The sequence below is a fragment of the Hymenobacter citatus genome (assembly GCF_014333615.1).
GTDB classification, from domain to species: Bacteria; Bacteroidota; Bacteroidia; order Cytophagales; family Hymenobacteraceae; genus Hymenobacter; species Hymenobacter citatus.
Genome location: NZ_JACSCY010000008.1, coordinates 16,925 through 42,069, shown reverse-complemented (window position 1 = coordinate 42,069; position 25,145 = coordinate 16,925). Strand labels below are relative to the sequence as shown.

Genomic DNA, 25,145 nt, shown 5'->3' with positions numbered 1-25,145 from the left:
TAATCCGATAAATTCGAGCGAATCCGTGGTTCAGACAAAAAGGCCCCACGCTTACGCACGGGGCCTTTTCTATTAAAAAGAGCAGGAACGCTGGAAAAAGTCGCCTTAAGCGGCCAGCGAGCTTACGAACTTAGCCAGGCTCGACTTATTGTTAGCGGCTTTGTTCTTGTGAATAATGTTCTTCTTAGCCAGCCGGTCCAGCATCGACGAAACCTTCTTCAGCTGCTCCTGTGCTTCGGATTGGTTTGTAGTAGCACGTAGCTTTTTGATAGCGGTGCGGGTCGATTTGGCCTGGTAACGGTTCAATACGCGCTTAGCTTCGTTGGAACGGATGCGCTTGAGGGCCGATTTGTGGTTTGCCATGGGGTTGAAATAGGTACGTTCTGCTCTGTTTCAGTTCAGTTGGGGTGGCAAAGGTACGGCTTTCAATGGAATTAGCAAACAGTACAGGAGGAATTACGTGCATCATGGACCGTCATTTCGACCGCAGGGAGAAATCTCGCGCGCTGACAATAGATAGTATCATTCGTCAGCACGCAAGATTTCTCCCTGCGGTCGAAATGACGCCCTACCCTTCTATACAGTAGTCAGCAATAGTATGCATGACGACTTGTTTTGTTATCTTTAAACATCGTACTGGCTTTTCTGCCTGCTTACTTCGCTTTCCATAGCCGCCATCTGCCATGCCCGTTATTGCTGAATCCCGCTACCAGCCGCCGTTCTACCTGTTCAACGGCCACTTGCAAACCATCGTGCCCAGCTTGTGGCGTTCAGTGCCGGAGGTGCGCTACCAGCGCGAGCGGGTAGAAACCGAAGACGGCGACTTTCTGGACCTCGACTGGTCGCGGCCGGCTGGCGAAGCGCGCGACACGCTGGGTGTTGTGTCGCACGGGCTGGAAGGCGACGCCTCGCGGCCCTACGTGCGCGGCATGGTGCGGGCGCTCAACAACGCCGGCTTTGATGCGCTAGCCTGGAATTACCGCAGCTGTAGCGGCGAAATGAACCGCCTGCTCCGCTCCTACCACCTCGGCGACACCGACGACCTGGATTTCGTGCTGCGGTACGCGCTGGCTACCGGCCGCTACCAGCGCGTGTTCCTAACGGGTTTTTCGGCCGGCGGCAACGTGACGCTGAAGTATCTGGGCGAAAATCCCGAGCGGGTGCCGCCCCAAGTGGCGCGGGCCGCCGTCTTTTCAGTTCCTACCGATTTAAAAGCCAGTTCCTACCAGATTGCCCGCCCCGCAAACCGCGTGTACATGGCGCGCTTTATGAAATCGTTGCGAACCAAGATGCGGCAGAAAGCGGAGCTGCTACCCGGCCAGGTAGACTTGGAGGGCATTGATCTGCTGCGCGATTTTCCGGAGTTCGACGCCCGCTTCACGGCGCCCATGCACGGCTTCCAATCAGCCGACGAGTACTACGAGACGGCCAGCTCTGGCCGCTACCTCAGCCGCATCCGCATTCCTACCCTGCTGGTAAATGCCCAAAACGACCCCTTCCTGGCCCCTACCTGCTACCCCCGCGACGTGGCAGCGCGTAGCCAGTACGTGTTCCTGGAAACGCCGCCCGCTGGCGGGCACGTGGGTTTTGCGGAGGGCACGCCCGATGGCAAGTATTACTCAGAACGCCGGGCCATTGAGTTTTTGACGGCAAGGGTACCGGGGTGATTAGAGGGGGAAATTATACCTCAATATAATTTTTACTTCTCGGACAGGCTTTGGAAAAATAACAACTTATAGCCTGTTGTTATACGCATAAATACATAGTACTATTCTTACTATGCTGACTCTGGGGTTATGAGTTCATGCCTCTTTCCAAAGGCTGTTCTCTCTGCACTTCTGTGAGGCTAATGTTGTGCCGAGGCATACGGTACATAGGTTAAAATTTGCACTCGCACAGCTTGACCACTTTGATAGCCTGGCGTCCAAGGTTGCTGCTGTTGTAGTACGCGTAATGCTTCAGCGTCATAGGCTGGGGAGAGACCTTTCGAGATCTTGAAGTCGGTTAGCTCTCCCGTCTTGGTCACCACAAAGGTGGCCCATACCCTTCCTGTTAGCTGAGGCTGATTGATGGGAGGTTGCACTTGGCTTGCGACAGCCCGCGAAAACGCTATGTAACCTTGTGGTGGCATTGGCATCCGTTCAACACAGCTATAGGTGTCTAAAGCAGGAGACAGTGCCGCACAAGGAAAGCCACAAATGCAGCTCGCCTCGCCTAAATCATTTGGCGAAACGGCTGGTGTATTCGCGGAATGGGTAGAAGCTGTTGCTTTTTTCACTTGTCGTTGTTGCTGAGCCTGAATGAGGAACGGCTGAAGCACAAACAAGCCAGTCAAGAACAGGGAGAAAAGAAGAATCTTCATCACAGATCACAGACAATAAGGCTCAACGACACCAAAATAGCAGCGGAACTAACAGACTAAAGAAGCTATAACATTTATTGAACGGTCCCTTTAAATAAGAGGTCATCATCTCTTTGCCGGCACAAACACCACCTTCTTCGTCTCAAAAAACTCCTCCGCGAAGAAGTCGCTTAGATCGGTAATATGCGCTTTTAGGCCAGACTCAGCAATTTCCTCGGTTAGGTCGCCACCTTTGAGGTAGTAGAGGCCACTGTTAGCAGCGGCGTGGGGCTTGTAACGGTGGGCAATCCAAGTATGAAAGGTGGCGAGGCGGGCTACAGCGCGGCTCACTACGTAGTCGTATTTGGTGTGCAGCTGCTCGGCGCGAATTTGCTCGGCCGTCACGTTGGTGAGGTGCAGGGCCTCAGCCATGCCTTCCACTGCCCTGATTTTCTTGCCAATGCTATCTACCAGGTGAAATTTCACCTCCGGAAACAGGATAGCCAGCGGCAAGCCGGGTAGGCCGCCGCCCGTGCCCACATCCAGCACCGACGAACCCGCCGGAAACTCTATCACCTTGGCAATGCCCAGCGAGTGCAGAAAATGGCGCTCGGCCAGGTTTTCCACGTCGGTGCGGGCGATGAGGTTCACGCGCTCGTTCCAGCTGCGGAACTCGGTTTCGAGCTGGCGGAACTGGTCGCGTTGGTGGTCGGTGAGGGTAGGAAAGTAGCGGAAGAGGATGTCCATGATGCGGGCAAAGATAGTACAGCTGCATAGTAACCGCACTGTCATCCTGAGCTTGCGAAGGACCTTCTCACGCTAGGACGAGTCGTTGTTTCATCAGTTGTTCAACGGTTTGTTCTCACGTGAGAGGGAAGGTCCTTCGTCGCTGGCTTGATGCGCCACATGCTCAGGATGACAGATGGTTTCAACCCAAACAAAAAGCCCCGACCAAGGCCGGGGCTTTTCAAATTAATCATCAGCACATCAGATAATGTGCTTCTTGTTCTTTACCATGTCATAGAGCAGCTCGCGGGCGCGGTGCAGCTGGGCTTTCACGGTGCCGAGGGGGGCTTTCAGCTCCTGGGCAATTTCCTCATAGCTCAGCTCATCGAAATAGCGTAGCGTCACGAGGCGTTGGTACTTATCGGGCAGCCGTGATACCACGTGCTGCATGATTTCGATTTTCTGGTTTTTGATGGCGTTTTCGGCCGGGTTGAGGTTGCCGTCGCGGAAATCGATGGTGATTTCGTCGCCGTTGTCAATCTTGATGGCCGAGTCAATCGACATCGTTTTGATTTTATTCTTGCGAATAAAGTCGATGCAGTTGTTGGTAGCGATGCGGAACAGCCAAGTGCTGAACGCATACTCGGGGTTGAACTTGTGCAGGTTGCGGAAGGCTTTAGCAAAGGCCTCAATCGTAAGGTCTTCGGCGTCGTCGGCGTTGCGCACCATCTTCAATACCACGTGATACACGGGTTTCTTGTAGATCTGCATCAGTTCGGCGTAGGCCTTCTCATCGCCCTGCTCTACGGCGGCACGAATCAGCTTGAAATCGTGCTTGGCTTTGGCGGAGAATTGCTTCTGTATTTCCTGATTGTTTACTTCCATCGGAGCGTGCGGTGAAGGAACAGCGAGGTTCCCAGGGCTAGATAGTAGAAAGAATAGATGGCGTCGAGCACGGGCAGCAGCGCCGGGGGTAGGCGGTCGTCAAGGCGGCGTCCCAATCGGTGATAGGTCAGCAGCATGATACCGGTCCGTAACGACCATAAGACAGCCAAAGGTATCCAATCGGGGCGGGAAAATAACAGTCCAAACGCAGTGAAATAAAAAAGCAGATTAGTACCAATAAAGTTTCCTACCCGCCATCTATCGGCGAAACGGTAGCGCTTACCAGCCGACAAATGCCGACGTTTTTGCCGCCACCAGGCGCCCCACGTTGCCGCTGGCTCACTGAGGGTATGGGCACTGGGCTCGGCCACCACGGCCACCCGGGCACCCTGGGCTACGGCATCCTGCACCAGCAAGTCGTCGTCGCCACTGAGGCTGCGGATGTGAGATGCAAACCCTTTGGTGGAGCGGAAGGCTTGCTGCGTGTAGGCCAGGTTGCGGCCCACGCCCATGTAGGGCTTACCACGCCAGGCAAACGACAGATACTGCGCTCCGGTAATTAAGGTTTCAAAACGGATGAGCTTATTGAGCAGGTTCGGTGCGGGCGCATAGGCTGAGTAGCCTAGTACCATGTCGGCGGGTTGGGCAAAGCCGCGCTGCATCAGCCTGAGCCACTGGTTGGTAGCCGGAATACAGTCGGCATCGGTGAACAGCAGGCGCGGGTGACGGGCGGTTTTGATGCCCAGCGTGAGGGCGTATTTTTTTGGTGCAAGGCCATCGGGTGTGCGGTGCACCTGCACCAGCCGCACGTGGGGGTAGTACTGCGTGAGTTGCTGCACGTAGAGGTAGGTATCGTCGTCGGAACGGTCGTCGACGAGGACGACTTCGAAGCCGGTGGGGTAGTCCTGCTGGAGCAGCAGGGGCATTAGCTGGCGCAGGTTTTCCAGCTCGTTGCGGGCGCAAATGAGTACCGAAACGGGTTCTTCGTCGGGGCCGGGTTCCTCGGCCGCGGGCTCGGGTGGCCGGTTGGCGAAGGGTAGGAAATAGTAAGCAAAGTATAACAGCTGCACCAGCACGCACGCCAGCAGCAGCCATACCAGCGGGGAAAACGGAAGTGGCAACACAGCAAACAGAATAAGCAGGCAAAAGTAGGCATTAGTTACCTTTGTGAATTCTTACCCCCTGATTCATACTATTTCTCGCAGAGGTTCGCGGAGGGAGGCGCAGAGGTTCGCAGTGTTTAACGGTTATCGTTCTCTGCGAACCTCTGCGCCTCCCTCCGCGAACCTCTGCGAGAAGCTCCTCCAGAATGACCTTCGATTTAGTTGCCCAGGACCCGCAGTCCAAAGCCCGCGCCGGTGTAGTGCACACCGCGCACGGCGCCATTCAAACGCCCATTTTCATGCCCGTAGGCACGGCCGGCACCGTGAAAGCTGTGCAGCAGCGCGACCTGAAAGACGATATTAAGGCGCAGATTATCCTCGGCAATACCTACCACCTGTATTTACGCCCTGGCCTTGATGTGCTGCGTCAGGCGGGTGGCCTGCACAAGTTCAATGGTTGGGACCGGCCCATCCTCACCGACTCGGGTGGCTACCAGGTGTACTCGCTGAGCGGCACGCGCAAGATCAAGGAAGAGGGCGTGAAGTTTCGCTCCCACATCGACGGCTCGCAGCACCTGTTTTCGCCCGAGGGTGTGATGGACATTCAGCGCACCATTGGGGCCGACATTATGATGGCCTTCGACGAGTGCACGCCCTGGCCCTGCGAGTACGACTACGCCGCCCGCTCCCTCGACATGACGCACCGCTGGCTGAAGCGCTGCATCGAGCGTTTCGACAGCACCGAGGGCCACTACGGCTACCAGCAAACGCTGTTTCCCATCGTGCAGGGTAGCACGTTCAAGGATTTGCGGGTGAAGTCGGCGGAGTTTGTGGCCGAGCAGCAGCGCGAAGGCAATGCCATTGGCGGCTTGAGCGTGGGCGAGCCGGCCGAGTTGATGTACGAAATGACCGAGCTGGTCTGCGACATCCTACCCCAGGATAAGCCTCGCTACCTGATGGGGGTAGGCACGCCGGCCAATATCCTGGAGAATATAGCGTTGGGCGTAGATATGTTTGACTGCGTGATGCCCACCCGCAACGCCCGCAACGGCATGCTGTTCACCACGCAGGGCATCATCAATATCACCAACAAGAAATGGGCTACCGACTTCGAGCCGATTGACCGTGAACTAGGCGGCTACGTGAGTACGTTTTACTCGCGCAGCTACGTGCGTCACCTGTTTCAGAGCCAGGAAATGCTCGGCCCGCAAATTGCCTCTATCCACAACCTCAGCTTCTACCTGTGGCTGGTAGGCCAGGCGCGGGAGCGAATCCTGGCCGGCACCTTCCGCGAGTGGAAGGACAAAATGGTGAAGCAAGTGATGACTAGGTTGTAATCATAAATGCTTGTGTCATCCTGAGCGGAGCGAAGGACCTTCTCACGGCAGAACGATTAATGATAACAACGACTCGTTCTGCCGTGAGAAGGTCCTTCGCTCCGCTCAGGATGACAGTCAAAAACAACAATGCGGCTCCTCGATAAATACATCATTCAGAAATTTCTCACGGCGTTCGTGTTCACGGTGCTTTTGCTGGTGAGCGTGATTTGCGTGGTGGATTTCACGGAGAAAAACGACAAGTTTATTCAGCATAATCTGCCTGCCAAGAAGATTATCCTGGATTACTACATCAACCTGTTTCCGTATTTCGCCAATCTGCTGTCGCCCATCACGGTATTTATTGCCGTGGTATTTGTGACGGCGCGGCTAGCCGAGCGCACCGAAATTGTGGCCATGCTGGCCAGCGGCATGAGCTTCAACCGGCTGCTGCTGCCCTACCTGGTAGGCGGGGCCATTATTGGTGGGGCCACGTTTGGGCTGATTGGCTGGGTGATTCCGATAGCCAACAAAACCCGCGTCAACTTCGAGCGGCTCTACGTGAAACGCCCCTACCACTTCGATGGGCGCAACGTGCACATGAAGCTGGGCGAGCGAAGCTACGCCTATATGGAAAGCTACGACAACACCGCTAACATCGGCTACCACTTTGCCCTCGAAACCATCGACGGTACCAAGCTGCGCCGCCGCCTTACGGCCGATGCCATCAGCTGGGACTCTACCAAGCATGTGTGGCACCTCTCGCCGCAGCTGGTGCGCGTGATTGACGGGCAGCAGGAGCGCCTGCTCACCGTGCCCGCCCGCGACACCACGCTCAACCTCTACCCCAAGGACTTCGCCAGCAAGTACCGCCTGGCCGAAACCATGACGCTACCCGAGCTGAACGACTTTATCCAGCAGAAGCTAGAGCGCGGCGCCGACGACACGCAGCAGTACCTCAGCGAGAAATACGAGCGGTATTCCTACCCCTTCGCCATCGTCATCCTCACGGCCATCGGCGTGATTCTTAGCTCGCGCAAGTCGCGGGCTGGGGTGGGTGGGCAGATTGCTTTGGGCTTCGTGCTGGCCTTTTTATTTATCATTTTCGTAATTCTGGGCCGCAACCTGGCCAGCGTGGGCGACATGCACCCCCTGCTAGCCGCTTGGATGCCCAGTATTGTTTTCTCCTGCATCGGCGCCGGACTCTACCGGTTTGTACCGCGCTAAGTGGTGATATGGTGAGATGGTGAAATGGTGAGTTTGACGTCCTAACTGCGCCATCTGCTCAAACTGCGCCAATAGCACCAATAGAACGTCAAACTCACCATTTCACCATCTCACTATTTCACCACATGAAAGATTACCTGCGGCTCCATTTTATTGTGCTGCTTTGGGGCTTCACGGCCATTCTGGGCAAGCTGATTTCGCTGCCGCCGGTGGAACTGGTGTTCTGGCGCACGTTGCTGGCCAGCGCGGGGCTGCTGGGGTTGCTGCTGATGCGGCGGCAGTCGTGGCGGGTAGGCTGGGCCGATACGGCGCGGCTGCTGGGGGTAGGCGCGCTGGTGGCGGCGCACTGGATTACGTTTTTCCTGGCGGCGCGGCTGTCGTCGGTGAGTGTGTGCCTGGCGGGCCTAGCTACCCTGGCCCTGTGGACGTCGTTGCTGGAGCCACTGATTCTGTGGCGGCCGGTGCGTTTTTACGAGGTAGGGCTGGGGCTGCTCACGATGGTGGGGCTCTACATTGTGTCGCAGGCTGAGCTGAACCAGCTGCTAGGACTGAGCGTAGCCATTGTGTCGGCGGGCTTGTCGGCGCTGTTCAGCGTGCTCAATTCCAAGTTCGTGAAACGGCACACGCCTACCCAGCTCACCTTCTACGAAATGACTGGGGCCTGCCTGAGCATCGTGCTATTCCTACCCTTTTATGGCCGCTATTTCACCAACGGCGCGGGCCTGCAACTGGCGTTGCACGACAACGATTGGTGGCTGCTGCTGGCGCTGGCGGGCGTGTGCACGGTGTACGCCTTCTCGGCCTCAGTGGAGCTGATGAAGCGCATTTCGGCCTTCGTCGTCAACCTCACCATCAACCTGGAGCCGGTGTATGGCATTTTGCTGGCCGTGTATTTCTTTCACGAAAAGATGTCGGCAGGCTTCTACTTGGGCACCGCCATCATCCTGTTCAGCGTCCTAATTCATCCGGTGCTGGACCAATGGAACAAGCGCCGCCAGCGCAGGGTGGCCGCAGCCGAAGTGGTAGTGTAGGGGCGTCTTGCAGGCGCCCATTGTTGCTGATGTTGAACGTCATTTCGACCAGCGGGAGAAATCTCGCTTGCTGACTTCAGATAGAAACTAGTATCAAGCGAGATTTATCCCGCCGGTCGAAATGACGGGCTAGTGGCCGCAATGACGGGTAGGCGGCCGCAACATCAGCAACGACGGGCGCCTGCAAGGCGCCCCTACAGCTGGCCGCGCCACACGGTGTACTCCGCCGGCCACGCCAGCGCCGGCGCCTCTTCCCTACCCACAAACAACCCATACACCGCCGAGCCTGAGCCCGACAGACTGGCATAGGTAGCGCCCGCATCGTAGAGCTGCTGCTTGATACTACCCAGCACCGGATATACCGGCGTCAGGACATCCTCAAAATCGTTGCTGACGGTGTGGCGCCACGTACTCATAGGCTGCGCAAGTGCCTCGCGCAGATCGTGGCGCGGCGCGGCAGGTACCACGCGGGCATAGGCTTCGGCCGTGCTGATATGCAGATTGGGGTAGACTACTACGCAGGGCGTACCGGTTAGGTTGAGAACGATGGGCGCGAATACGTCGCCTTTTTCATGGGCGAAAACGGGTTTATTTTCAATGAAGAAGGCGCAGTCGGAACCCAGGCGCCTGGCATAGCCAACGAGCGTTTCGGTGGAAAGTTGGAGGCTGAACAGGTCGTTCAGTACCCGCAAGGCAAACGCCGCGTCGGCAGAGCCACCACCTAGCCCGGCCCCGATGGGTACCACTTTGTGCAGATGCAGCTGCGCGGGCGGTAGGTCGAAATCGGCTTTCAGCAGCTCGTAGGCGCGCAGGCACAGGTTGGTAGCCGGGTCGCCGGGGATGGGCAGGCCGGTGAGCGTGAGCGTGGTTTCGGGGGCGGGTAGGGCCTCCAGGGCGTCGGTCCAGGGCAGGGGTAGGAAAACCGATTCGAGGTTGCGGAAGCCGTCGGGCCGCTGGCCGGTGACGTAGAGGCCAAGGTTGAGCTTGGCGTTGGGAAAAACAAGCATGTAGGGGCGCCTTGCAGGCGCCCGGTGCCGGAGCGCCCATCAGTAACATATCGGCCACACCACCGGCGCAGCCCGCGGCGAAGCTACAGCTTCTCCGGCACAGAAACCGTATTTTTGCGGCACGCATGGCCCATCTTTCTACCCCAGCTTCTTGGTATACCCGCCGCGGCAAACGCCTGCTGGATATGGCGCTGGCCGCGCCGCTGGTGGTGCTCACGGCCCCGCTGCTGCTGAGTGCCGCCGCGCTGCTGGCCGTGCAGAACCGGGGGCGGGTGTTGTTCCGGCAGCAGCGCCCCGGCTTCGATGGACAGCTGTTTACGCTCTACAAGCTGCAAACTATGACCGAAGCCCGCGACGCCCACGGCCACCTCCTCCCCGATGCCGACCGCCTACCCCGCCTCGGCCGCTGGGTGCGCGCCACCTCCCTCGACGAGCTGCCCCAGCTCTGGAACGTACTGCGCGGCGACCTGAGCCTGGTTGGGCCGCGCCCCCTACTGGCGCAATACCTCACGCTGTATTCGCCCGAGCAGGCCCGCCGCCACCACGTGCGGCCCGGCATCACGGGTTGGGCGCAGGTGAATGGCCGCAACGCCATCAGTTGGGAAGAGAAATTCCGGTATGATGTGTGGTACGTAGACCATCTCAGCCTATGGCTGGACCTGCGGATTCTGCTGCGCACAATCAAGCGGGTACTTGGGGCGCAGGGCATTACCGCCGCCGGCCAAGCCACTACCACCGCCTTCACTGGCTCGTCTTCTACCCTACCCCATGAGTGATTTGTCTACGCCGTCTCCATCACAAGGGACTCCTCTGGTTATTTTTGGGGCGGGCGGATTGGGCCGAGAGGTGCTGGTATTGGTACGCCAGCTCAACGAGGTGCGACCCATGTGGAACCTGCGCGGCTTCTACGACGACCAGCCCCCCGCCACCCCTACCCTGCACGACTTACCCTACCTCGGTACCACCACCGACCTCAACGCTACTACCGAGCCGCTGGCCGTGGCCGTGGCGGTGGGCAGCAGCCGCAGCCGGGCCGCTATTGTGGGCCGACTCACCTCGCCACTGTTGTCGTTTCCTACCCTCATTCACCCCAGCGTGGCCTGCCAGCCATACCAACGCCTGCGCTTCGGGGCGGGCTGCCTCATCACGCAAGGCTGCATTCTGACGACGGATATTCAAGTAGGAAACTTCGTACTGCTCAATCTGGGCTGTACTGTGGGCCACGATGCCGTGCTGGAAGATTTTTGTTCCCTGATGCCGCACGCCAACGTGGGCGGCGAAGCGTACCTGGGCGTGGGGGCCTATTTGGGCACCAATGCCACGGTGCTCAACCAAGTGACAGTAGGGGCGCATACGACCTTGGGAGCGGGCGCCGTGGCCGTCCGCGACCTGCCGGCCTACTGCACGGCCGTGGGCGTGCCGGCCGCCGTTATCAAACAACACAAGGCCGTATAGCTTCCAACATCACGGCGCTTCAGCTGTTCCTGCGTACCTTCCCCACCTTGCTACCACCTTCCGCCTTTCATGCGCAGCCAGGATTACGACCGAATTTACCTTTCGCCCCCGCACCTGGGCCGCCACGAGCTGAATTATCTGCATAAGGCTGTTGAAGACAACTGGGTAGCCCCAGTTGGCCCCAACCTCACGGGCTTCGAACAGGACGTTTGCCAGTACACCGGCGTGGCGCACGCGGTGGCCCTCACCTCGGGCACGGCCGCTATTCACCTGGGGTTGCAGCTGTTGGGGGTAGGGCCGGGCGACGAGGTGCTGTGTCCGTCGTTCACCTTTGTGGCCACGGCCAACCCCATTCTCTACCTGGGCGCTACGCCGGTCTTTGTGGACAGTGAGCCTACCACTTGGAACCTCGACCCTACCCTACTGCGCTCGGCCATTGAAGACCGGCTGCGCCTGGGCCGCAAGCCCAAGGCTCTCATTCTGGTGCACCTCTACGGTATGCCCGCCCAGCTCACGGAGTTGCTGGCTATAGCTGCCGAGTATGCCATTCCGGTGCTGGAAGACGCCGCCGAAGCCCTTGGTTCGCGCTACCAGGGTAGGCCGCTAGGCACGTTCGGCAATGTGGGTCTTTTCTCGTTTAATGGCAATAAAATTCTGACCACCAGCGGGGGCGGCGTACTGGTGACCAACAACGCCGACCACGCCCGCCGGGCACTCTACCTCGCTACCCAAGCCAAAGACCCTGCCGCGCACTACCAGCACTCCGAAGTGGGCTACAACTACCGCCTCAGCAATCTGCTAGCCGGCATTGGGCGCGGGCAGATGGAGTTGATTGAGGACCGCGTGAAGAAGCGTCGCGAAATCTTTGCCTGGTACCAGGACAAGCTGCGCGAGCTGCCGGGCCTCAGCTTCGCGCCCACCGAGCCCGAGGGCGGCCGCAGCAACCGCTGGCTCACCACCGTGCTACTCGACCCGGCTACCGCTCCGGTTACGCCCGAGCAACTGCGCCAGCACCTCGAAACGCGCAACATCGAGAGTCGCCCGCTCTGGAAACCGCTGCATTTGCAACCGCTATTTGCCGGGGCGCCCATGTACGGCGGCGCCGTGTGTGCCGATCTGTTTGCCCGCGGCTTGTGCCTACCCTCTGGCTCTGCGCTCACCGATGACGATTTGGCTCGTGTAGCCGGGGCCATACGCGACGTTTTGCCCGCAGCGCCGTAGCACAACAGTTGCGGCAGGGATAAAAGAGAGGCCTTTCGCCGGGCAAATTGCCTATTTTGCAGCTTCTGTCGATTTTATCTTCTGCTTTTCATGGCTGACGAAGCTCCCATTCCCCAGGCCTCACCAGTACCGGTGCCGCCTATTGCCCCACCCGTCGCCCCTACCCTCACCCCGCAAGCCCGGCTGCGCAATTTCGCTTTGGTGGTGCTGGGTATCCTCTCGGCCGGTATGGGCCTCAAAGGTTTCCTGTTATCCAGCCACCTCATTGATGGCGGCGTAACGGGCATTTCCATGCTCTTGTCTAGCGTGACGGGCGTGCCGCTGGCGGCGCTGCTGCCGCTCATCAACCTACCCTTCCTGATTTTGGGCTACCGGCAGGTAGGGTTGCAATTTGCCATTAAGAGCGCGGCAGCCATTGCCGGATTGGCGCTTTGCCTGGCCGTAGTGCACTTCCCCGACGTCACCCACGATGTACTGCTCACCTCGGTATTTGGCGGCGTATTCATCGGCGCGGGTATCGGCTTGGCCATGCGAGGCGGCGCTGTGCTCGACGGCACCGAAATAGCCGCCCTGCTCATCAGCAAATATACGCCCCTGCTCAAAGTCAGTGATGTTATTCTGATTCTGAACATCTTCATCTTCAGCGTGGCCGCCTTTGTGCTCAGTGTCGATGTAGCCCTGTATTCGATTCTGACCTATGTAGCGGCCTCCAACTCCCTCGACTTCCTACTGAATGGTATTGAGCAGTACACGGGCGTTACGATTATTTCCGCTGAGTTCAGCGAGCAAATCCGGCAGGCCATTACCGAGAAGCTTGGTCGGGGTGTTACCATGTATCAGGGCAAGCGGGGCTTTGGGAAGCGCGGCGCTCAGAATGTGGACATGGATATCGTCTTCACCGTCGTTACGCGCTTGGAAATACCACAGCTCCGCGCCGAAGTGCGCAGCATCGACCCCAAAGCTTTCGTTATTCAGTATCGGATTGATGACACGGAAGGCGGCATGGTGAAGAAAAGGCCTTTGCACTAAGTACGGTAGCAATAACCTAAAAGCCCCCATAACACGTCGTTGCGGGGGCTTTTTGTATGTAAAACAGCATGATTAATTATCGTATTGTGTAGAATATTGCCTCAAAAAGGTACATAAAGTTCAACGGGCAGTATATAACGCACAAAAGGCTCACTGCTCAGTATAAAATGCTACCCCTTGGATAGCGCTTGTTGCAGATCAGCTAGCAACTCATCCACCGGCTCAATACCCACGGATAGCCGCACCAGTCCGGTTGTGATGCCTAGCTCCGTGCGCTGCTCCGGCGTGAGGGCGCGGTGCGAGGTGCCGGCCGGGTAAGAAAGCGACGAATCGACCCCTGCCAGCGACGGCGCAAATGGGAACCGCTGACTCCGCTGCATCACCCGGTTCACCACTTCGTCTTCATCAGCCAGCAGGAAGGAAAGCATACCGCCGAACAGCCCGTGGCCCTGCGTCGCGGCCAGCTGGTGCTGCGGGTGGGTAGGCAAGCCGGGGTAATACACGGCCCGCACGCTGGGCTGCTGCGTCAGCATATCGGCAATCTGCGCCGCGTTACGCGAGTGCGCTTCTACGCGCAGACGCAGTGTTTTCAGCCCCCGCACGGCCAGCCAGCTTTCCATCGGGCTCAGGGTAAGCCCAAACGTCACGCCGATTTGCTTGAGGCGCGCTGCATCTTCTGCGGTACGCGCTACCACGGCACCAGCCGTCACATCGGAGTGGCCGGCCAGGTACTTTGTGACACTGTGCACGGCCAGATCGGCGCCGAGCGCCAGCACCTGCGTCAGCACCGGGGTAGCAAACGTATTATCCACCACCAGCTTCAACCCATGCGCGTGGCACGCCGCCGCCGCTGCCTGCACGTCTACCACCCGTAGCAAGGGGTTGCTGATAGTTTCGCAGAGCAGCAGTTTGGTACGCGGTTGCAGGTAGGGCTGTAAGTCGCCCGTCAGATCGGCAAACGGTACGTACGTAACGCTGATACCCAGGCGGCTCAGCTCCTGATTCAGCAGCGACGACGAGCCCCCGTAGATGTCCTGGGCGCACAGCACATGGTCGCCGGCCTGGCAGTAGCACAGCATGGCCGCAAAGATGGCCCCCATGCCGGAACCAGTTGCCACGGCTCCCGCGCCGGCTTCCAGTTTATTGATGGCCTCGGCCAGCTCATCAGAGTTGGGGTTGCCATTGCGGGAGTAGAGGTAGCGGCTTCCCGGCTCTCCGAAATACAGCTCCAGCTCGTTCAGGTCTTCAAACTTGAAAACGGAAGTCTGGTAAATCGGGGTGATTTTGGGATGAATTTCCATCGAATACAGCAAAGCATGGTTCGCGGCACAAGCTACGGCTTACGGCACAAAAAAAGGTCTTTCTCCGCGGAGAAAGACCTTTTTTCAGAAAATCAGAAGTGCGAAAGTTACGCCTTGATCGACTCTGCCAGCACAATCACGTTGTTGCGCAATACTTCTACCACGCCACCGTCGATGTTGAATGACTCGCGGCCGCTGGTGCCGTTAATCGTTACAGCGCCGGTTTTCAACGCCGAAATCAGCGGGGCGTGGTTGTTCAGCACTTCAAACAGCCCGTCGATACCCGGAAACTGCGCCGAGGTTACTTCGCCTTCAAACACCTTCCGGTCCGGCGTGATGATTTCTAAATGCATAGTGGTTGTCAGTTTTTAGTTGTCAGCTGTTAGTTTCAGAACAAATCCTGACAACTGACAACTAACAACTGGCAACTAAAAAATTATTTCGCTTCGGCAATCAGACGCTCACCTTTGGCTACGGCATCTTCGATGTTGCCTACCAGGTTGAAAGCAGCCTCGGGCAGGTGGTCATACTTGCCGTCGATGATTTCGTTGAAGCCTTTGATGGTGTCCTTGATGTCAACCAGTACGCCTTTCAGGCCCGTGAACTGCTCGGCCACAAAGAAGGGCTGCGACAGGAAGCGCTGCACGCGGCGGGCGCGCGTTACTACCTGCTTGTCCTCCTCCGACAGCTCGTCCATACCCAGGATGGCAATGATGTCTTGCAGTTCTTTGTAGCGCTGGAGCAGCTCTTTCACGCGCTGGGCGGTGTTGTAGTGCTCGTCGCCGAGGATGGTAGCGTCCAGAATGCGCGAGGTAGAGTCCAGTGGGTCTACAGCAGGGTAGATACCCAGCTCAGCAATCTTACGCGACAGTACCGTGGTAGCGTCCAAGTGAGCGAAGGTGTTGGCCGGAGCCGGGTCCGTCAAGTCATCGGCAGGTACGTATACAGCCTGTACCGAGGTGATGGAACCACGCTTGGTGGAGGTAATGCGCTCCTGCATGGCGCCCATTTCAGTAGCCAGGGTAGGCTGATAACCTACGGCTGAAGGCATACGACCCAACAGAGCCGATACTTCCGAACCTGCCTGCGTGAAGCGGAAGATGTTGTCGATGAAGAACAGAATGTCACGACCAGCGCCGGTGCCGTCGCCGTCGCGGAAGCTCTCGGCAATGGTCAGACCCGACAGGGCCACGCGGGCGCGGGCTCCGGGAGGCTCGTTCATCTGGCCGAACACCAGGGTAGCCTGCGACTTTTCCATCTCGGCCATGTCTACCTTGCTCAGGTCCCAGCCGCCTTCTTCCATCGAGTGCTTGAACTCCTCGCCGTAGCGGATGATGTTGGCCTCGATGAATTCACGCAGCAAGTCGTTGCCTTCGCGGGTACGCTCGCCCACACCAGCAAACACCGACAGACCCGAGTAGGCCTTGGCCACGTTGTTGATCAGCTCCTGAATCAGTACGGTTTTGCCTACCCCGGCGCCACCGAACAAACCAATCTTACCACCCTTTACATAGGGAGCAAGCAGGTCGATTACTTTGATGCCGGTGAAGAACACCTCCGACGACGTAGCCAGGTCCTCAAACGCCGGGGCGTGGCGGTGAATGGACATGGGGCCGGCGCTCTTGGGCTGCGGGATGCCGTCAATGGCCTCGCCGATTACGTTGAACAGGCGGCCTTTCACGCCGTCGCCGGTGGGCATGGAGATGGGGGCGCCCAAGTCACGCACTTCGGCGCCGCGGGTCATCCCCTCGGTCGAATCCATGGCAATGGTGCGTACCCGGTCTTCCCCCAAGTGCTGCTGGCATTCCAGTACCACAACCTGGCCGTTATCCTTCGTTACTTCGAGGGCATCCAAGATATTAGGCAGTTTAGCGCCTTCACCCGCGAAGCTCACGTCCACGACGGGACCAATGACCTGGGTGATTTTACCGATATTCGCCATGCGGTTCTATTATATGTAGGGGTGGTGCAACGTTTTCAGGCCGCAAAACTACGGCAAAATCGTTGCTTTGCCAAGTCTACTTACCAAGAGACCCTGAGAAATTTTCAGCTTTTTAGTGGAAACGTCACACTCTGAAAATCAAGGTTTCAGCCGCTTCAACCAGCATGAAAAGGGCTTTTGAAACCAGTTGGCTGAAAAAAATATTTGCCCGAAAGTTTGCCTTGAATCCTAACAGTAGTACATTTGCACACCCAAACGGCACACCCCGTTGGGAATTACAAATTGTCCGATGGTGTAACTGGCAACACGCTTGATTTTGATTCAAGAAAGTCCAGGTTCGAGCCCTGGTCGGACAACTGCTCAACTACCGCGAAAGGCGCTGCATCTTCCTAAACAGGAAGGCAGCGCCTTTCGCTTTTTTAGGTTTTTCTGGGGCGCTGGCTTTATTCGGGCCAACGCTTGGCGCTTTCTACTTGCCGCCCGTTCTTTGTCTTCTTCTCCAACACCTCTACCTCTTTTTCATGTCACAACAGGTTAAGATCTTTACGGGCAATGCTTCGCACGAACTCGGTGAGCAAATAGCGGCCGCCTACGGTATGCCGCTGGGCGACCTTAGCATCCAGCGCTTCGCCGACGCGGAGCTGGGGCCGAGCTTCAACGAAAGCGTGCGCGGCTGCGCGGTTTTTCTGATCCAAAGCACCAACCCGCCCGCCGAGAACCTGATGGAGCTGGCCTTGATGGTAGACGCCGCCAAACGCGCCTCGGCCTATAAAGTGAACGTGGTGATGCCCTACATGGGCTACGCCCGCCAGGACCGTAAAGACAAACCGCGCGTGAGCATCGGCGCCAAAGTATTAGCCAACATCATCCAGAGCGTAGGCGCCGACCGCCTCATGACCTGCGACCTGCACGCGGGCCAGATCCAAGGCTTCTTCGATATTCCGGTAGACCACCTCGACGGTGCCGCCGTGACGGTGCCCTACATCAAGTCGCTGAACCTGGACAACCTGCTGTTTGCCTCCCCCGACGTGGGCGGGGTAGTGCGCACGCGGGCCTACGCCAAGCGCTTCGGCGCCGAGATTGTAGTGTGCGACAAAATGCGCCTGCGGGCCAACGAGATTGCCTCCATGCAGGTAATCGGCGACGTAGCCGGCCACAACGTGGTGCTGGTAGACGACATCGTGGACACAGCCGGTACCATCTGCAAAGCCGCCGACCTGCTGATGGAGCGCGGCGCCAAATCGGTGCGGGCAGTCATCACCCACCCCCTGCTCAGCGGCCCCGCCCATGACCGTATCCGCAACTCCGCGCTGGAGGAGCTGATTATCACGGATACCATTCCGCTGCGCGAGGAGAACAAGAAGATCAAGGTAGTATCGGTGGCAGCACTGTTTGCACAGGCCATGCACAACGTTGTTTCGCACGAGTCGATTAGCTCGTTGTTTATTTAGATTTTTCTGTCATCCTGAACGCAGTGAAGGACCTTATCACGTAAAGACGGTACTCGAAACCACGAGTCGTTCTCACGTGATAAGGTCCTTCACTGCGTTCAGGATGACAGAAAGACCTTATTTCAGCACCTCCACATCCAAGAAACTGTCCCCATACACCGTGTGCGTAGCTTTCGTGTAGTCGCTGGCGTCGGCTTTGTAGGGGTTGGGCACGAACTTTTGCGGATTGCGGGCAATGAATGGGAACCACGTGCTTTGCACCTGTACCATAATGCGGTGGCCCTTTTTAAAGGTATGCAGCACGTCCTGCAAGCGGAAATCAACGGCCGTTTTTTGATTCGCTACCATTGCCTCGGGCTTCTCGAAGCTGTTGCGGAAGCGGGCCGGCATCACTTCGGAGCGCACCATCTGCCAGTAGTTGCTGAGCATGATGTTCTTGTTGGGCATGTAGGCGTTGTTGGCCTCATCGCCCGGATACACGTCGATGAGCTTCACTACCCAGTCGGCGTCGGTGCTGGTGGTGGCCACTTGCAGCTTGGCCATGATTTCACCGCCCAGCGTCACGTCTTCGGTCAACACATCGGTCTGGAACACCACTACATCGGGGCGACGGCCAGCGAAGCGCTGATCCTCGCTCATATAGTTGTGCGGGGTGAAGCCCATCGTGGTGGTCAGGTCCTCGGTGTAGGGCACGGGCTTCAGCGGGTCGCTGAGGAAGGTAGTGGTGCCGGGCGTGGCGGCTGGTTGCTGGCTGATTTTACCATCGGCGGCGAGGTAGAGCTTTTGGTGGGTAGCGTTGGCGGCGGGCCACTTGGCAAAGGTTTCCCACTGCTTCTTGCCCGTGTCATACATATAGGCTTCGGGCAGGCCGGAGTTCTTGCCGCTGTCTTCTTTCAGGAAGTGCCGGAAGAACTTCGCCTCGATATTCTTCTGATAGAACGTGGCAATGCTGTCACCAAAATACACGTTGCTGTGCATGGTGTGGCCGGTTTCGCGGCTCCAGCGCCCGTGTCCAAACGGCCCCATCACGATGGTGTTATAGGCGTTGGGGTTTTTCTTCTCAATGGTCTTATAAATAGTGAGCGGGCCGCGCAAATCCTCGGCGTCGAACCAGCCGCCTACCGTCATCACAGCCGGCTTGATGCCGGACTTGTAGTGCTCAGGTAGGCCGCGCTTCTGCCAGAACTCGTCGTAGTTGGGGTGGTTGATGGTTTCCTGCCAGAAGAAGTTGTTGGCGTAGTACTGGTCGGCGTTTTTCAGCGGACCAAGATCCAGCAGAAACTGGTAGCCGTCCTTGGTGTTTGGCTTGATGTTTTGGGCGCTGTACCAGGCACGGCTGGTGGTATCCTGCTTCTGCACCCCAAACACCGGAAAGGTGAAGATGTACGATTCCAAAAACGCCCCGTTGTGGTGGAAATCGTCGAAGAAGAAGTCCGAAACGGGTGCCTGCGGCGAGGAAGCCTTCAGCGCCGGATGGTCCGACAGGATGCCGGCCGCCGTATAGAAACCGGGGTAGGAAATGCCCCACTGTCCTACCCTGCCGTTGTTGTTGGCTGCTTTCTTAGTCAGCCACTCAATGGTATCGTAGGTATCAGAGCCCTCGTCGACGTCCTTTTTACCCTTCTTGTTGTCGATAACGGGCGTCATGTTGGTCCAGGTGCCCTCGCTCTTGTAGCGCCCGCGCACATCCTGATACACAAAGATGTAGCCCTCCTTCATCATCGTTTCCGAAGGTCCCAGGCGCGCCGGATACTTGCCTTCGCCATAGGGCGCGATGCTGTAGCAGGTGCGCTGCATCATCATGGGGTACTTGTGCTGCTTGCTGGCATCTTTGGGCGTGTAGATGGCCGTGAACAGCTTGGTGCCGTCGCGCATCGGAATGTACACTTCCTGCTTGGTGTAGTGGGCTTTGGCGTAGCTATCCTGGTTTTGGGCCAGCGCCGGAACGCTACACCACACCAGTAAGCCGAGGGCAACTGCTTTTTTCATGGGGAGAGAATAGATGAGGGCCTCAAAGTACAGAATTGCCTGCGGAGGCTACTGCCAAAGTCTGCGGTTTTGCCGGCAGGTTGCGTTAATGGCTCCGATTGCGTGAGAACATCTTTGTCCGTCATTTCGACCAGCGGGAGAAATCTCGCGTGCCACGGTAATTCCTGACGATTGAAATTATCACGGCACGCGAGATTTCTCCCGCTGGTCGAAATGACGTTTTGACGGAACGAGACATTTCAAGGATTATCCTCACTTATCTATTCATACTTCTGAATTTATACCTACCTTTGCGGCCCGTTTACCCATGCAGGGTAGGCGTTCTATTTCTCTCAAACACACGTTTTTATGAAAAGCCTCGAGATTGTAGGGTTTAAAAGAGCGAATCTCGGTAAGAAAGATGCCAAGGCGCTGCGCCTGGAGTCGTATGTACCGTGCGTACTGTACGGCGGCGACGAGCAAGTGCATTTTTCAGCCCCGGCCATCCTGTTCCGCGAACTGCTGTACACCCCCGAAGTACACATTGTAGACCTCAACGTTGAGGGTACTACCTACCGTGCTATCGTGCAGGACGCGCAATTCCACCCCGTAAACGAAATGCTGCTGCACGTTGACTTCCTGTTGCTGCAAGACGGCAAAGAAGTGAAGATGGACGTGCCCGTACAATACGTAGGCGTATCGCCGGGCGTGCTGGCTGGTGGCAAGCTGGTAAGCAAGCTGCGTAAGCTGAAAGTGAAAGCCCTACCCGAAAACCTGCCAGATTCCGTGAAAGTGGACATTTCGGACCTGGGCCTCGGTAAGTCGATCAAAGTAAGTAAGGTAGAGCCTGAGAACTACACCATCCTGACCAACCCCCTGGCTCCTATCGCCACCGTGGCCATCCCACGTGCGCTGAAAGGCCAGATGGCTGGCGAGAAATAAGTTACTGGCTTCGGCTACGTATCGTATACATAAAGAGCCGCTCCCACAAGAGCGGCTCTTTTTATGAACAATGGAGCGTATTCTTTGCAACTTCGTTCTTATTAAGAGGCTAAGCGCCTACCTTACCGCATGAAATTCCTCGTTCTCGCTCTCGGCAATATTGGGCCGGAGTATGCTGATACGCGCCACAACATTGGGTTTATGGTGGCCGATTATCTGGCGAAGAAAAACGACGCCCGGTTTGAGCTAGGCCGTCATGCCTTCGTCACCGAAATCAAGCACAAGGGTAAAATCTTTGTACTGGTGAAACCCACCACCTACATGAACCTGAGCGGCAAAGCCGCCGCGCACTACCTCACCAGCCTCAAAATCCCGAAGGAAAACATGGTAGTGGTAACCGACGACCTAGCCCTACCCTACGGCAAGCTGCGCCTGAAAGGCAGAGGCTCGGCTGGTGGGCACAATGGCTTGAAAAGCATCCAGGAAAGTATCGGTTCCGACGAGTACGCCCGCCTGCGCTTCGGCGTAGATGCCAACTTCTCGAAGGGTAGGCAGGTGGATTACGTGCTCAATCCTTTCTCCGCCGACGAGCAGATCGACCTTTCCACCCACATCGAGCGGGCGGCCGACGCGATTCTGTCGTTTGGCACGATAGGGCTGGAACGCACGATGAACGTAGTGAACACGAAGTAGGGGCGCCTTGCAGGCGCCCTTAGGTAGGCGACACATAAAAACCGCCTGTCATCCTGAGCTTGCGAAGGACCTTCTCGCGGCAGAACGAGTCGTTGTGACGCTCATCGTTCTACCGCGAGAAGGTCCTTCGCAAGCTCAGGATGACAGGCGGTTTTGATTATAAGATTATAACAACATCAGCAACGAGGGGCGTGTGCAACGCGCCCCTACGCCACGTTGGATCCCGGCAATACGTGGCTGCTCGGCTGCATCAGCGACAATACGCCATCAGCATTTTCAGCCATCAGCAGCATGCCCTGGCTCTGGATACCTTTGATTTCGCGGGGCGCCAGGTTCAGCAGCACCTGCACTTGCTGGCCGATGAGGGCTTCGGGTAGAAAATGTTCGGCAATGCCCGATACAATGGTGCGCGGCTCGGGTAGGCCCAGGTCCACGGTGAGCTTTAGCAGCTTCTTGGTTTTGGCTACCTTCTCGGCGGCGGTGATGGTGCCAATGCGCAGGTCCATTTGCTGGAACTGCTCGAACGAAATATCCGCTTTAGCGGGAGCAGCTACAGCAGCGGCCAACTCGTTGGCTTTCTTTGTGTCAAGCAGCTTCTGCACCTGGGCCTCTACCGTGGCGTCTTCGATTTTGTCGAAGAGCAGGGCGGCGGGCTGGAGCTGGTGGCCGGCGGGTAGGACATCGGAGCGGCCGGCTTGGGGCCAGCTGCCTTTTTCCAGGTTCAGCATCTGGCCCAGCTTGTCGGCCGAGGCGGGTAGGAAGGGCTCCAGCAGCGTTACGAGGCCAGCGGCCAGTTGCAGGGCCACGTGTAGCACGGTGCCGGTGCGGGCTTGGTCGGTTTTGATGAGCTTCCAGGGCTCCATATCGGCCAGGTACTTGTTGCCGAGGCGCGTGAGGTTCATCAGTTCGTTCAGGGCGTCGCGGAAACGGTAGGCTTCAATCAGGTCGCCTACCCGCTGCGGGAATTCCGCGAGTTGGCGCAGCACGTCTTCGTCTTCGGTAGCAAAACCCACGGATTCGGGTACTTTGCCCTCGAAGAATTTGTGCGTGAGTACTACGGCACGGTTCACGAAATTACCCAGGTTGGCCACCAACTCGTTGTTGTTGCGCGCCTGGAAGTCCTTCCAGGTGAAGTCGTTGTCCTTGGTTTCGGGAGCGTTGGCGCAGAGCACATAGCGCAGCACATCGGCCTTGCCGGGGAAGTCTTGCAGGTACTCGTGCAACCACACGGCCCAGTTGCGCGAAGTAGAGATTTTGTCGCCTTCCAGGTTCAGGAACTCGTTGGCGGGCACGTTGTCGGGCAGGATGTAGTCGCCGTGGGCCTTCAGCATCGTGGGGAAAATGATGCAGTGGAACACGATGTTGTCCTTGCCGATGAAGTGCACCAGCTTAGTGCCGGCGTCCTGCCAATAGGGTTTCCAGGCGTCGCCGGGCAGCAGGTCTTTGGTAGCAGAGATGTAGCCGATGGGCGCATCAAACCATACATAGAGCACTTTGCCCTCGGCGCCGGCTACGGGCACGGGCACGCCCCAGTCCAGGTCGCGGGTTACGGCGCGGGGGTGCAGGCCCTGGTCGAGCCAGGATTTGCACTGGCCGTACACGTTGGTTTTCCAGTCCTGCTTGTGGCCTTCCACAATCCACTCGCGCAGCCAGGGTTCGTATTGGTCGAGGGGTAGGTACCAGTGCTTGGTTTCGCGCAGCACGGGCTGGTTGCCGGAGAGCATGGAGCGCGGGTTGATCAGCTCGCTGGGGCTCAGCGACGAGCCGCATTTCTCGCACTGGTCGCCGTAGGCGTTTTCGTTGCCGCAGTGCGGGCAGGTGCCCACAATGTAGCGGTCGGCCAAAAACTGCCCGGCTTTCTCGTCATAATACTGCTCCGAAACCTGCTCGATAAACTTGTTATCGTCGTAGAGTTTGCGGAAAAAACCGCTGGCCGTTTCGGCGTGCGTTTCGGAAGAAGTGCGCGAGTAAATATCGAACGACACGCCAAATTCCTGGAAAGAATCTTTGATGATGGCGTGGTATTTATCGACCACCTGCTGGGGCGTGACGCCTTCTTTTTGGGCGCGAATGGTGATGGGCACACCGTGCTCATCGGAGCCGCAAATGAACTTAACGTCGCGCTGCTGGGCGCGCAGGTAGCGCACGTAGATGTCGGCCGGCAGGTACACGCCCGCCAGGTGACCAATGTGCACGGGGCCGTTAGCGTAGGGTAGGGCCGCCGTAACGGTATAGCGTTGAGGAAGAATTTGCATAGAAAAAGAAACCAAAAACAGTCGTCGCGGAGGGAAAACGGCGCGCAGAAGTGCGCCAATTTTCCGGCAAAGGAACGAGTAAAAAACAGGAGTTAGGATGGTAACAAATTCTTAACGACTTTCTCCTACCGTTGCATGGTACCTTTCGCCACAACAGTCGAGCCGTGCGCGCGTATCTGCTACCAACAAAACACCTTCTTACTGCTCCCTACCCATGAAAAAACTGGATAAAAAACTGAAGTCGGCCAAAGCTGAACTCATCAATACCAAAGCTTCTATTGCAGAAAACGATAAAGCTGAAGGCAAAAGCAAAAGCAAGAAGAAAAGCCCCCCCAAAGCCACGGAGCTGGTAACCGACAACCGCGCCGAGAAGAAGACCAACCAGAAAAAATCGCTGAAAGCCGCCGCCAAAGAGCTGCAAAAGGAGCTGGACAAGCGCATGAACGAAGTGGTAAAGCGCATCCGCAAGGAAACCAAAGCCAAACTGAAGGAAGTGGTGCGCGAAGCCACCAACCGCCTCGACGCCGACACGGAGCGCATGTTTGAGCAGGCCCTACACACGATAGTGCGCCACTACGATACCCCTACCCCCGCCGCCTCCGACAGCATCGACACGGAAGAACTAGCCGCCACGCCAGCTGATACGGAAGAAGCCGCACCGAAACCGGCCGCTAAGCCGCGCCGTCGCGCTACTTCCGCGGCCACGTCTACCCGCAGCCGGCCCTCACGCGCTAAGAAACCAGCTACTCCCGCACCTTCATCGGATACTGCTGCCGATACAGAATAACCACCGGCTTTACCGTGGCGGTAGCCGCAGTGTATCCAACGGTGCCCCGCGCAGGCGACTAAGCCGCGTTTCGGTAGGGGTGTTGTTGGGTAGGTTGGTGTTCAGGCTCTCGGGCCGCTTGCGCGAATTTACGTCGCTGGCCTGTTGCCCAGGCTGCACCCGGCCGGGGGTAGCATCGGGCGCGGTGCCGCTGCCAAAGCCCGCATTACTGTTGTAGGCGGCTTGGCGGTCGGCATCCGTTAGGATTTCGGCGGGCACGGCGGGGCGGGCTACCTCCACGCCTTGCTCCTGTGAGATGGTGCAGGCCGCACCGCTAAGCAGCAGCGAAGCACTGAGAAACGAAAGTAAAAGTCGGGCTGACATTATAGAACGGGCGCGTTGTGGGAGGTATTTTCTCCTACAACGCGCCCGTTCTATATTCAGTTGCTATTCTGTCATCCTGAGCTTGCGAAGGATCTTCTCACG

General features: G+C 57.6%; 24 protein-coding genes and 1 tRNA gene. 13 read left to right on the top strand and 12 right to left on the bottom strand.

The window, feature by feature from the left end:
- Positions 1-105: 105 nt before the first annotated feature.
- On the bottom strand, positions 106-363 hold the full coding sequence (rpsT, locus tag H8B15_RS11715; RefSeq protein WP_187319879.1) for a 30S ribosomal protein S20: 258 nt from the start codon (positions 361-363) through the stop codon (positions 106-108).
- A 320-nt stretch (positions 364-683) separates the two neighbouring features.
- Between rpsT and H8B15_RS11710 the strand changes: the two genes are divergently transcribed.
- A complete protein-coding gene (locus H8B15_RS11710) occupies positions 684-1,667 on the top strand; it encodes a YheT family hydrolase (RefSeq protein WP_187319878.1) in 984 nt (327 codons plus the stop codon).
- A 179-nt stretch (positions 1,668-1,846) separates the two neighbouring features.
- Here the strand turns inward: H8B15_RS11710 and H8B15_RS11705 are convergent, their stop codons facing one another.
- From H8B15_RS11705 to H8B15_RS11690, 4 genes are all read right to left on the bottom strand, one after another.
- Positions 1,847-2,362: an energy transducer TonB gene (locus tag H8B15_RS11705; RefSeq protein WP_246455434.1), complete on the bottom strand. Its 516-nt coding sequence runs from the start codon at positions 2,360-2,362 to the stop codon at positions 1,847-1,849.
- Between the two features lie 105 nt (positions 2,363-2,467).
- Positions 2,468-3,088 carry a 16S rRNA (guanine(527)-N(7))-methyltransferase RsmG gene (gene rsmG / locus H8B15_RS11700; RefSeq protein ID WP_187319876.1) on the bottom strand — a complete coding sequence of 207 codons (621 nt, stop codon included), beginning with the start codon at positions 3,086-3,088 and terminating at the stop codon, positions 2,468-2,470.
- Between the two features lie 240 nt (positions 3,089-3,328).
- The gene (locus tag H8B15_RS11695) at positions 3,329-3,952 is read right to left on the bottom strand and encodes an RNA polymerase sigma factor (protein WP_185282661.1); all 624 of its coding nucleotides are present in this window, start codon (positions 3,950-3,952) and stop codon (positions 3,329-3,331) included.
- Complete coding sequence (locus tag H8B15_RS11690; protein ID WP_187319875.1) at positions 3,943-5,076, bottom strand: glycosyltransferase; 1,134 nt, start codon at positions 5,074-5,076, stop codon at positions 3,943-3,945. The genes H8B15_RS11695 and H8B15_RS11690 overlap by 10 nt, the downstream gene beginning before the upstream one ends.
- 185 nt (positions 5,077-5,261) lie before the next feature.
- Between H8B15_RS11690 and tgt the strand changes: the two genes are divergently transcribed.
- The 3 genes from tgt (at position 5,262) to H8B15_RS11675 (ending at position 8,629) form a co-directional block, all read left to right on the top strand.
- Positions 5,262-6,392 carry a tRNA guanosine(34) transglycosylase Tgt gene (gene tgt, locus H8B15_RS11685; protein WP_187319874.1) on the top strand — a complete coding sequence of 377 codons (1,131 nt, stop codon included), beginning with the start codon at positions 5,262-5,264 and terminating at the stop codon, positions 6,390-6,392.
- A 129-nt stretch (positions 6,393-6,521) separates the two neighbouring features.
- Positions 6,522-7,598, top strand: a complete 1,077-nt coding sequence (locus H8B15_RS11680) for an LptF/LptG family permease (protein ID WP_187319873.1) — start codon at positions 6,522-6,524, stop codon at positions 7,596-7,598.
- A gap of 125 nt (positions 7,599-7,723) precedes the next feature.
- Positions 7,724-8,629 (top strand): DMT family transporter, encoded by a 906-nt coding sequence (locus H8B15_RS11675; RefSeq protein ID WP_187319872.1) that lies wholly within the window; start codon positions 7,724-7,726, stop codon positions 8,627-8,629.
- Positions 8,630-8,823: 194 nt separating this feature from the next.
- Here the strand turns inward: H8B15_RS11675 and ispE are convergent, their stop codons facing one another.
- The gene (gene ispE, locus H8B15_RS11670; RefSeq protein WP_187319871.1) at positions 8,824-9,636 is read right to left on the bottom strand and encodes a 4-(cytidine 5'-diphospho)-2-C-methyl-D-erythritol kinase; all 813 of its coding nucleotides are present in this window, start codon (positions 9,634-9,636) and stop codon (positions 8,824-8,826) included.
- Between the two features lie 125 nt (positions 9,637-9,761).
- On the opposite strand from ispE, the gene H8B15_RS11665 reads away from it, so the two are divergent.
- From H8B15_RS11665 to H8B15_RS11650, 4 genes are all read left to right on the top strand, one after another.
- Positions 9,762-10,412, top strand: coding sequence for a sugar transferase (locus tag H8B15_RS11665; RefSeq protein ID WP_187319870.1), 651 nt, complete (start codon positions 9,762-9,764; stop codon positions 10,410-10,412).
- Positions 10,405-11,091 carry an acetyltransferase gene (locus H8B15_RS11660; RefSeq protein ID WP_187319869.1) on the top strand — a complete coding sequence of 229 codons (687 nt, stop codon included), beginning with the start codon at positions 10,405-10,407 and terminating at the stop codon, positions 11,089-11,091. Before H8B15_RS11665 ends, H8B15_RS11660 begins: the two co-directional genes overlap by 8 nt.
- 69 nt (positions 11,092-11,160) lie before the next feature.
- Complete coding sequence (locus tag H8B15_RS11655) at positions 11,161-12,312, top strand: DegT/DnrJ/EryC1/StrS family aminotransferase (RefSeq protein WP_187319868.1); 1,152 nt, start codon at positions 11,161-11,163, stop codon at positions 12,310-12,312.
- Positions 12,313-12,402: 90 nt separating this feature from the next.
- Positions 12,403-13,341 carry a YitT family protein gene (locus H8B15_RS11650; RefSeq protein WP_187319867.1) on the top strand — a complete coding sequence of 313 codons (939 nt, stop codon included), beginning with the start codon at positions 12,403-12,405 and terminating at the stop codon, positions 13,339-13,341.
- A gap of 170 nt (positions 13,342-13,511) precedes the next feature.
- On the opposite strand, the gene H8B15_RS11645 is transcribed toward H8B15_RS11650, so the two are convergent.
- The 3 genes from H8B15_RS11645 to atpD all read right to left on the bottom strand — a co-directional run bounded on the left by H8B15_RS11645 (position 13,512) and on the right by atpD (position 16,584).
- Positions 13,512-14,642: a trans-sulfuration enzyme family protein gene (locus tag H8B15_RS11645; RefSeq protein WP_187319866.1), complete on the bottom strand. Its 1,131-nt coding sequence runs from the start codon at positions 14,640-14,642 to the stop codon at positions 13,512-13,514.
- Between the two features lie 107 nt (positions 14,643-14,749).
- A complete protein-coding gene (atpC, locus tag H8B15_RS11640; RefSeq protein WP_185282650.1) occupies positions 14,750-14,995 on the bottom strand; it encodes an ATP synthase F1 subunit epsilon in 246 nt (81 codons plus the stop codon).
- A gap of 83 nt (positions 14,996-15,078) precedes the next feature.
- Positions 15,079-16,584, bottom strand: coding sequence for a F0F1 ATP synthase subunit beta (gene atpD / locus H8B15_RS11635; protein WP_187319865.1), 1,506 nt, complete (start codon positions 16,582-16,584; stop codon positions 15,079-15,081).
- A 283-nt stretch (positions 16,585-16,867) separates the two neighbouring features.
- On the opposite strand from atpD, the gene H8B15_RS11630 reads away from it, so the two are divergent.
- Both H8B15_RS11630 and H8B15_RS11625 read left to right on the top strand, forming a co-directional pair.
- Positions 16,868-16,940 (top strand) — tRNA-Gln (locus H8B15_RS11630).
- A gap of 165 nt (positions 16,941-17,105) precedes the next feature.
- Positions 17,106-18,035 carry a ribose-phosphate pyrophosphokinase gene (locus H8B15_RS11625; RefSeq protein ID WP_187319864.1) on the top strand — a complete coding sequence of 310 codons (930 nt, stop codon included), beginning with the start codon at positions 17,106-17,108 and terminating at the stop codon, positions 18,033-18,035.
- Positions 18,036-18,152: 117 nt separating this feature from the next.
- Here the strand turns inward: H8B15_RS11625 and H8B15_RS11620 are convergent, their stop codons facing one another.
- Complete coding sequence (locus H8B15_RS11620; RefSeq protein ID WP_187319863.1) at positions 18,153-20,024, bottom strand: CocE/NonD family hydrolase; 1,872 nt, start codon at positions 20,022-20,024, stop codon at positions 18,153-18,155.
- 348 nt (positions 20,025-20,372) lie between these two features.
- On the opposite strand from H8B15_RS11620, the gene H8B15_RS11615 reads away from it, so the two are divergent.
- Together H8B15_RS11615 and pth are read left to right on the top strand one after the other, a co-directional pair.
- Entirely contained in the window at positions 20,373-20,945 is a 573-nt protein-coding gene (locus tag H8B15_RS11615; RefSeq protein WP_187319862.1) for a 50S ribosomal protein L25/general stress protein Ctc, read from the top strand.
- A 129-nt stretch (positions 20,946-21,074) separates the two neighbouring features.
- On the top strand, positions 21,075-21,638 hold the full coding sequence (pth, locus tag H8B15_RS11610) for an aminoacyl-tRNA hydrolase (protein WP_187319861.1): 564 nt from the start codon (positions 21,075-21,077) through the stop codon (positions 21,636-21,638).
- Between the two features lie 206 nt (positions 21,639-21,844).
- Here pth and metG read toward each other — a convergent pair whose 3' ends face one another.
- Positions 21,845-23,893: a methionine--tRNA ligase gene (gene metG, locus H8B15_RS11605; RefSeq protein WP_187319860.1), complete on the bottom strand. Its 2,049-nt coding sequence runs from the start codon at positions 23,891-23,893 to the stop codon at positions 21,845-21,847.
- A gap of 214 nt (positions 23,894-24,107) precedes the next feature.
- Between metG and H8B15_RS11600 the strand changes: the two genes are divergently transcribed.
- Positions 24,108-24,680: a hypothetical protein gene (locus H8B15_RS11600; RefSeq protein WP_187319859.1), complete on the top strand. Its 573-nt coding sequence runs from the start codon at positions 24,108-24,110 to the stop codon at positions 24,678-24,680.
- A gap of 9 nt (positions 24,681-24,689) precedes the next feature.
- On the opposite strand, the gene H8B15_RS11595 is transcribed toward H8B15_RS11600, so the two are convergent.
- The gene (locus tag H8B15_RS11595; RefSeq protein WP_187319858.1) at positions 24,690-25,043 is read right to left on the bottom strand and encodes a hypothetical protein; all 354 of its coding nucleotides are present in this window, start codon (positions 25,041-25,043) and stop codon (positions 24,690-24,692) included.
- Between the last annotated feature and the right edge of the window lie 102 nt (positions 25,044-25,145).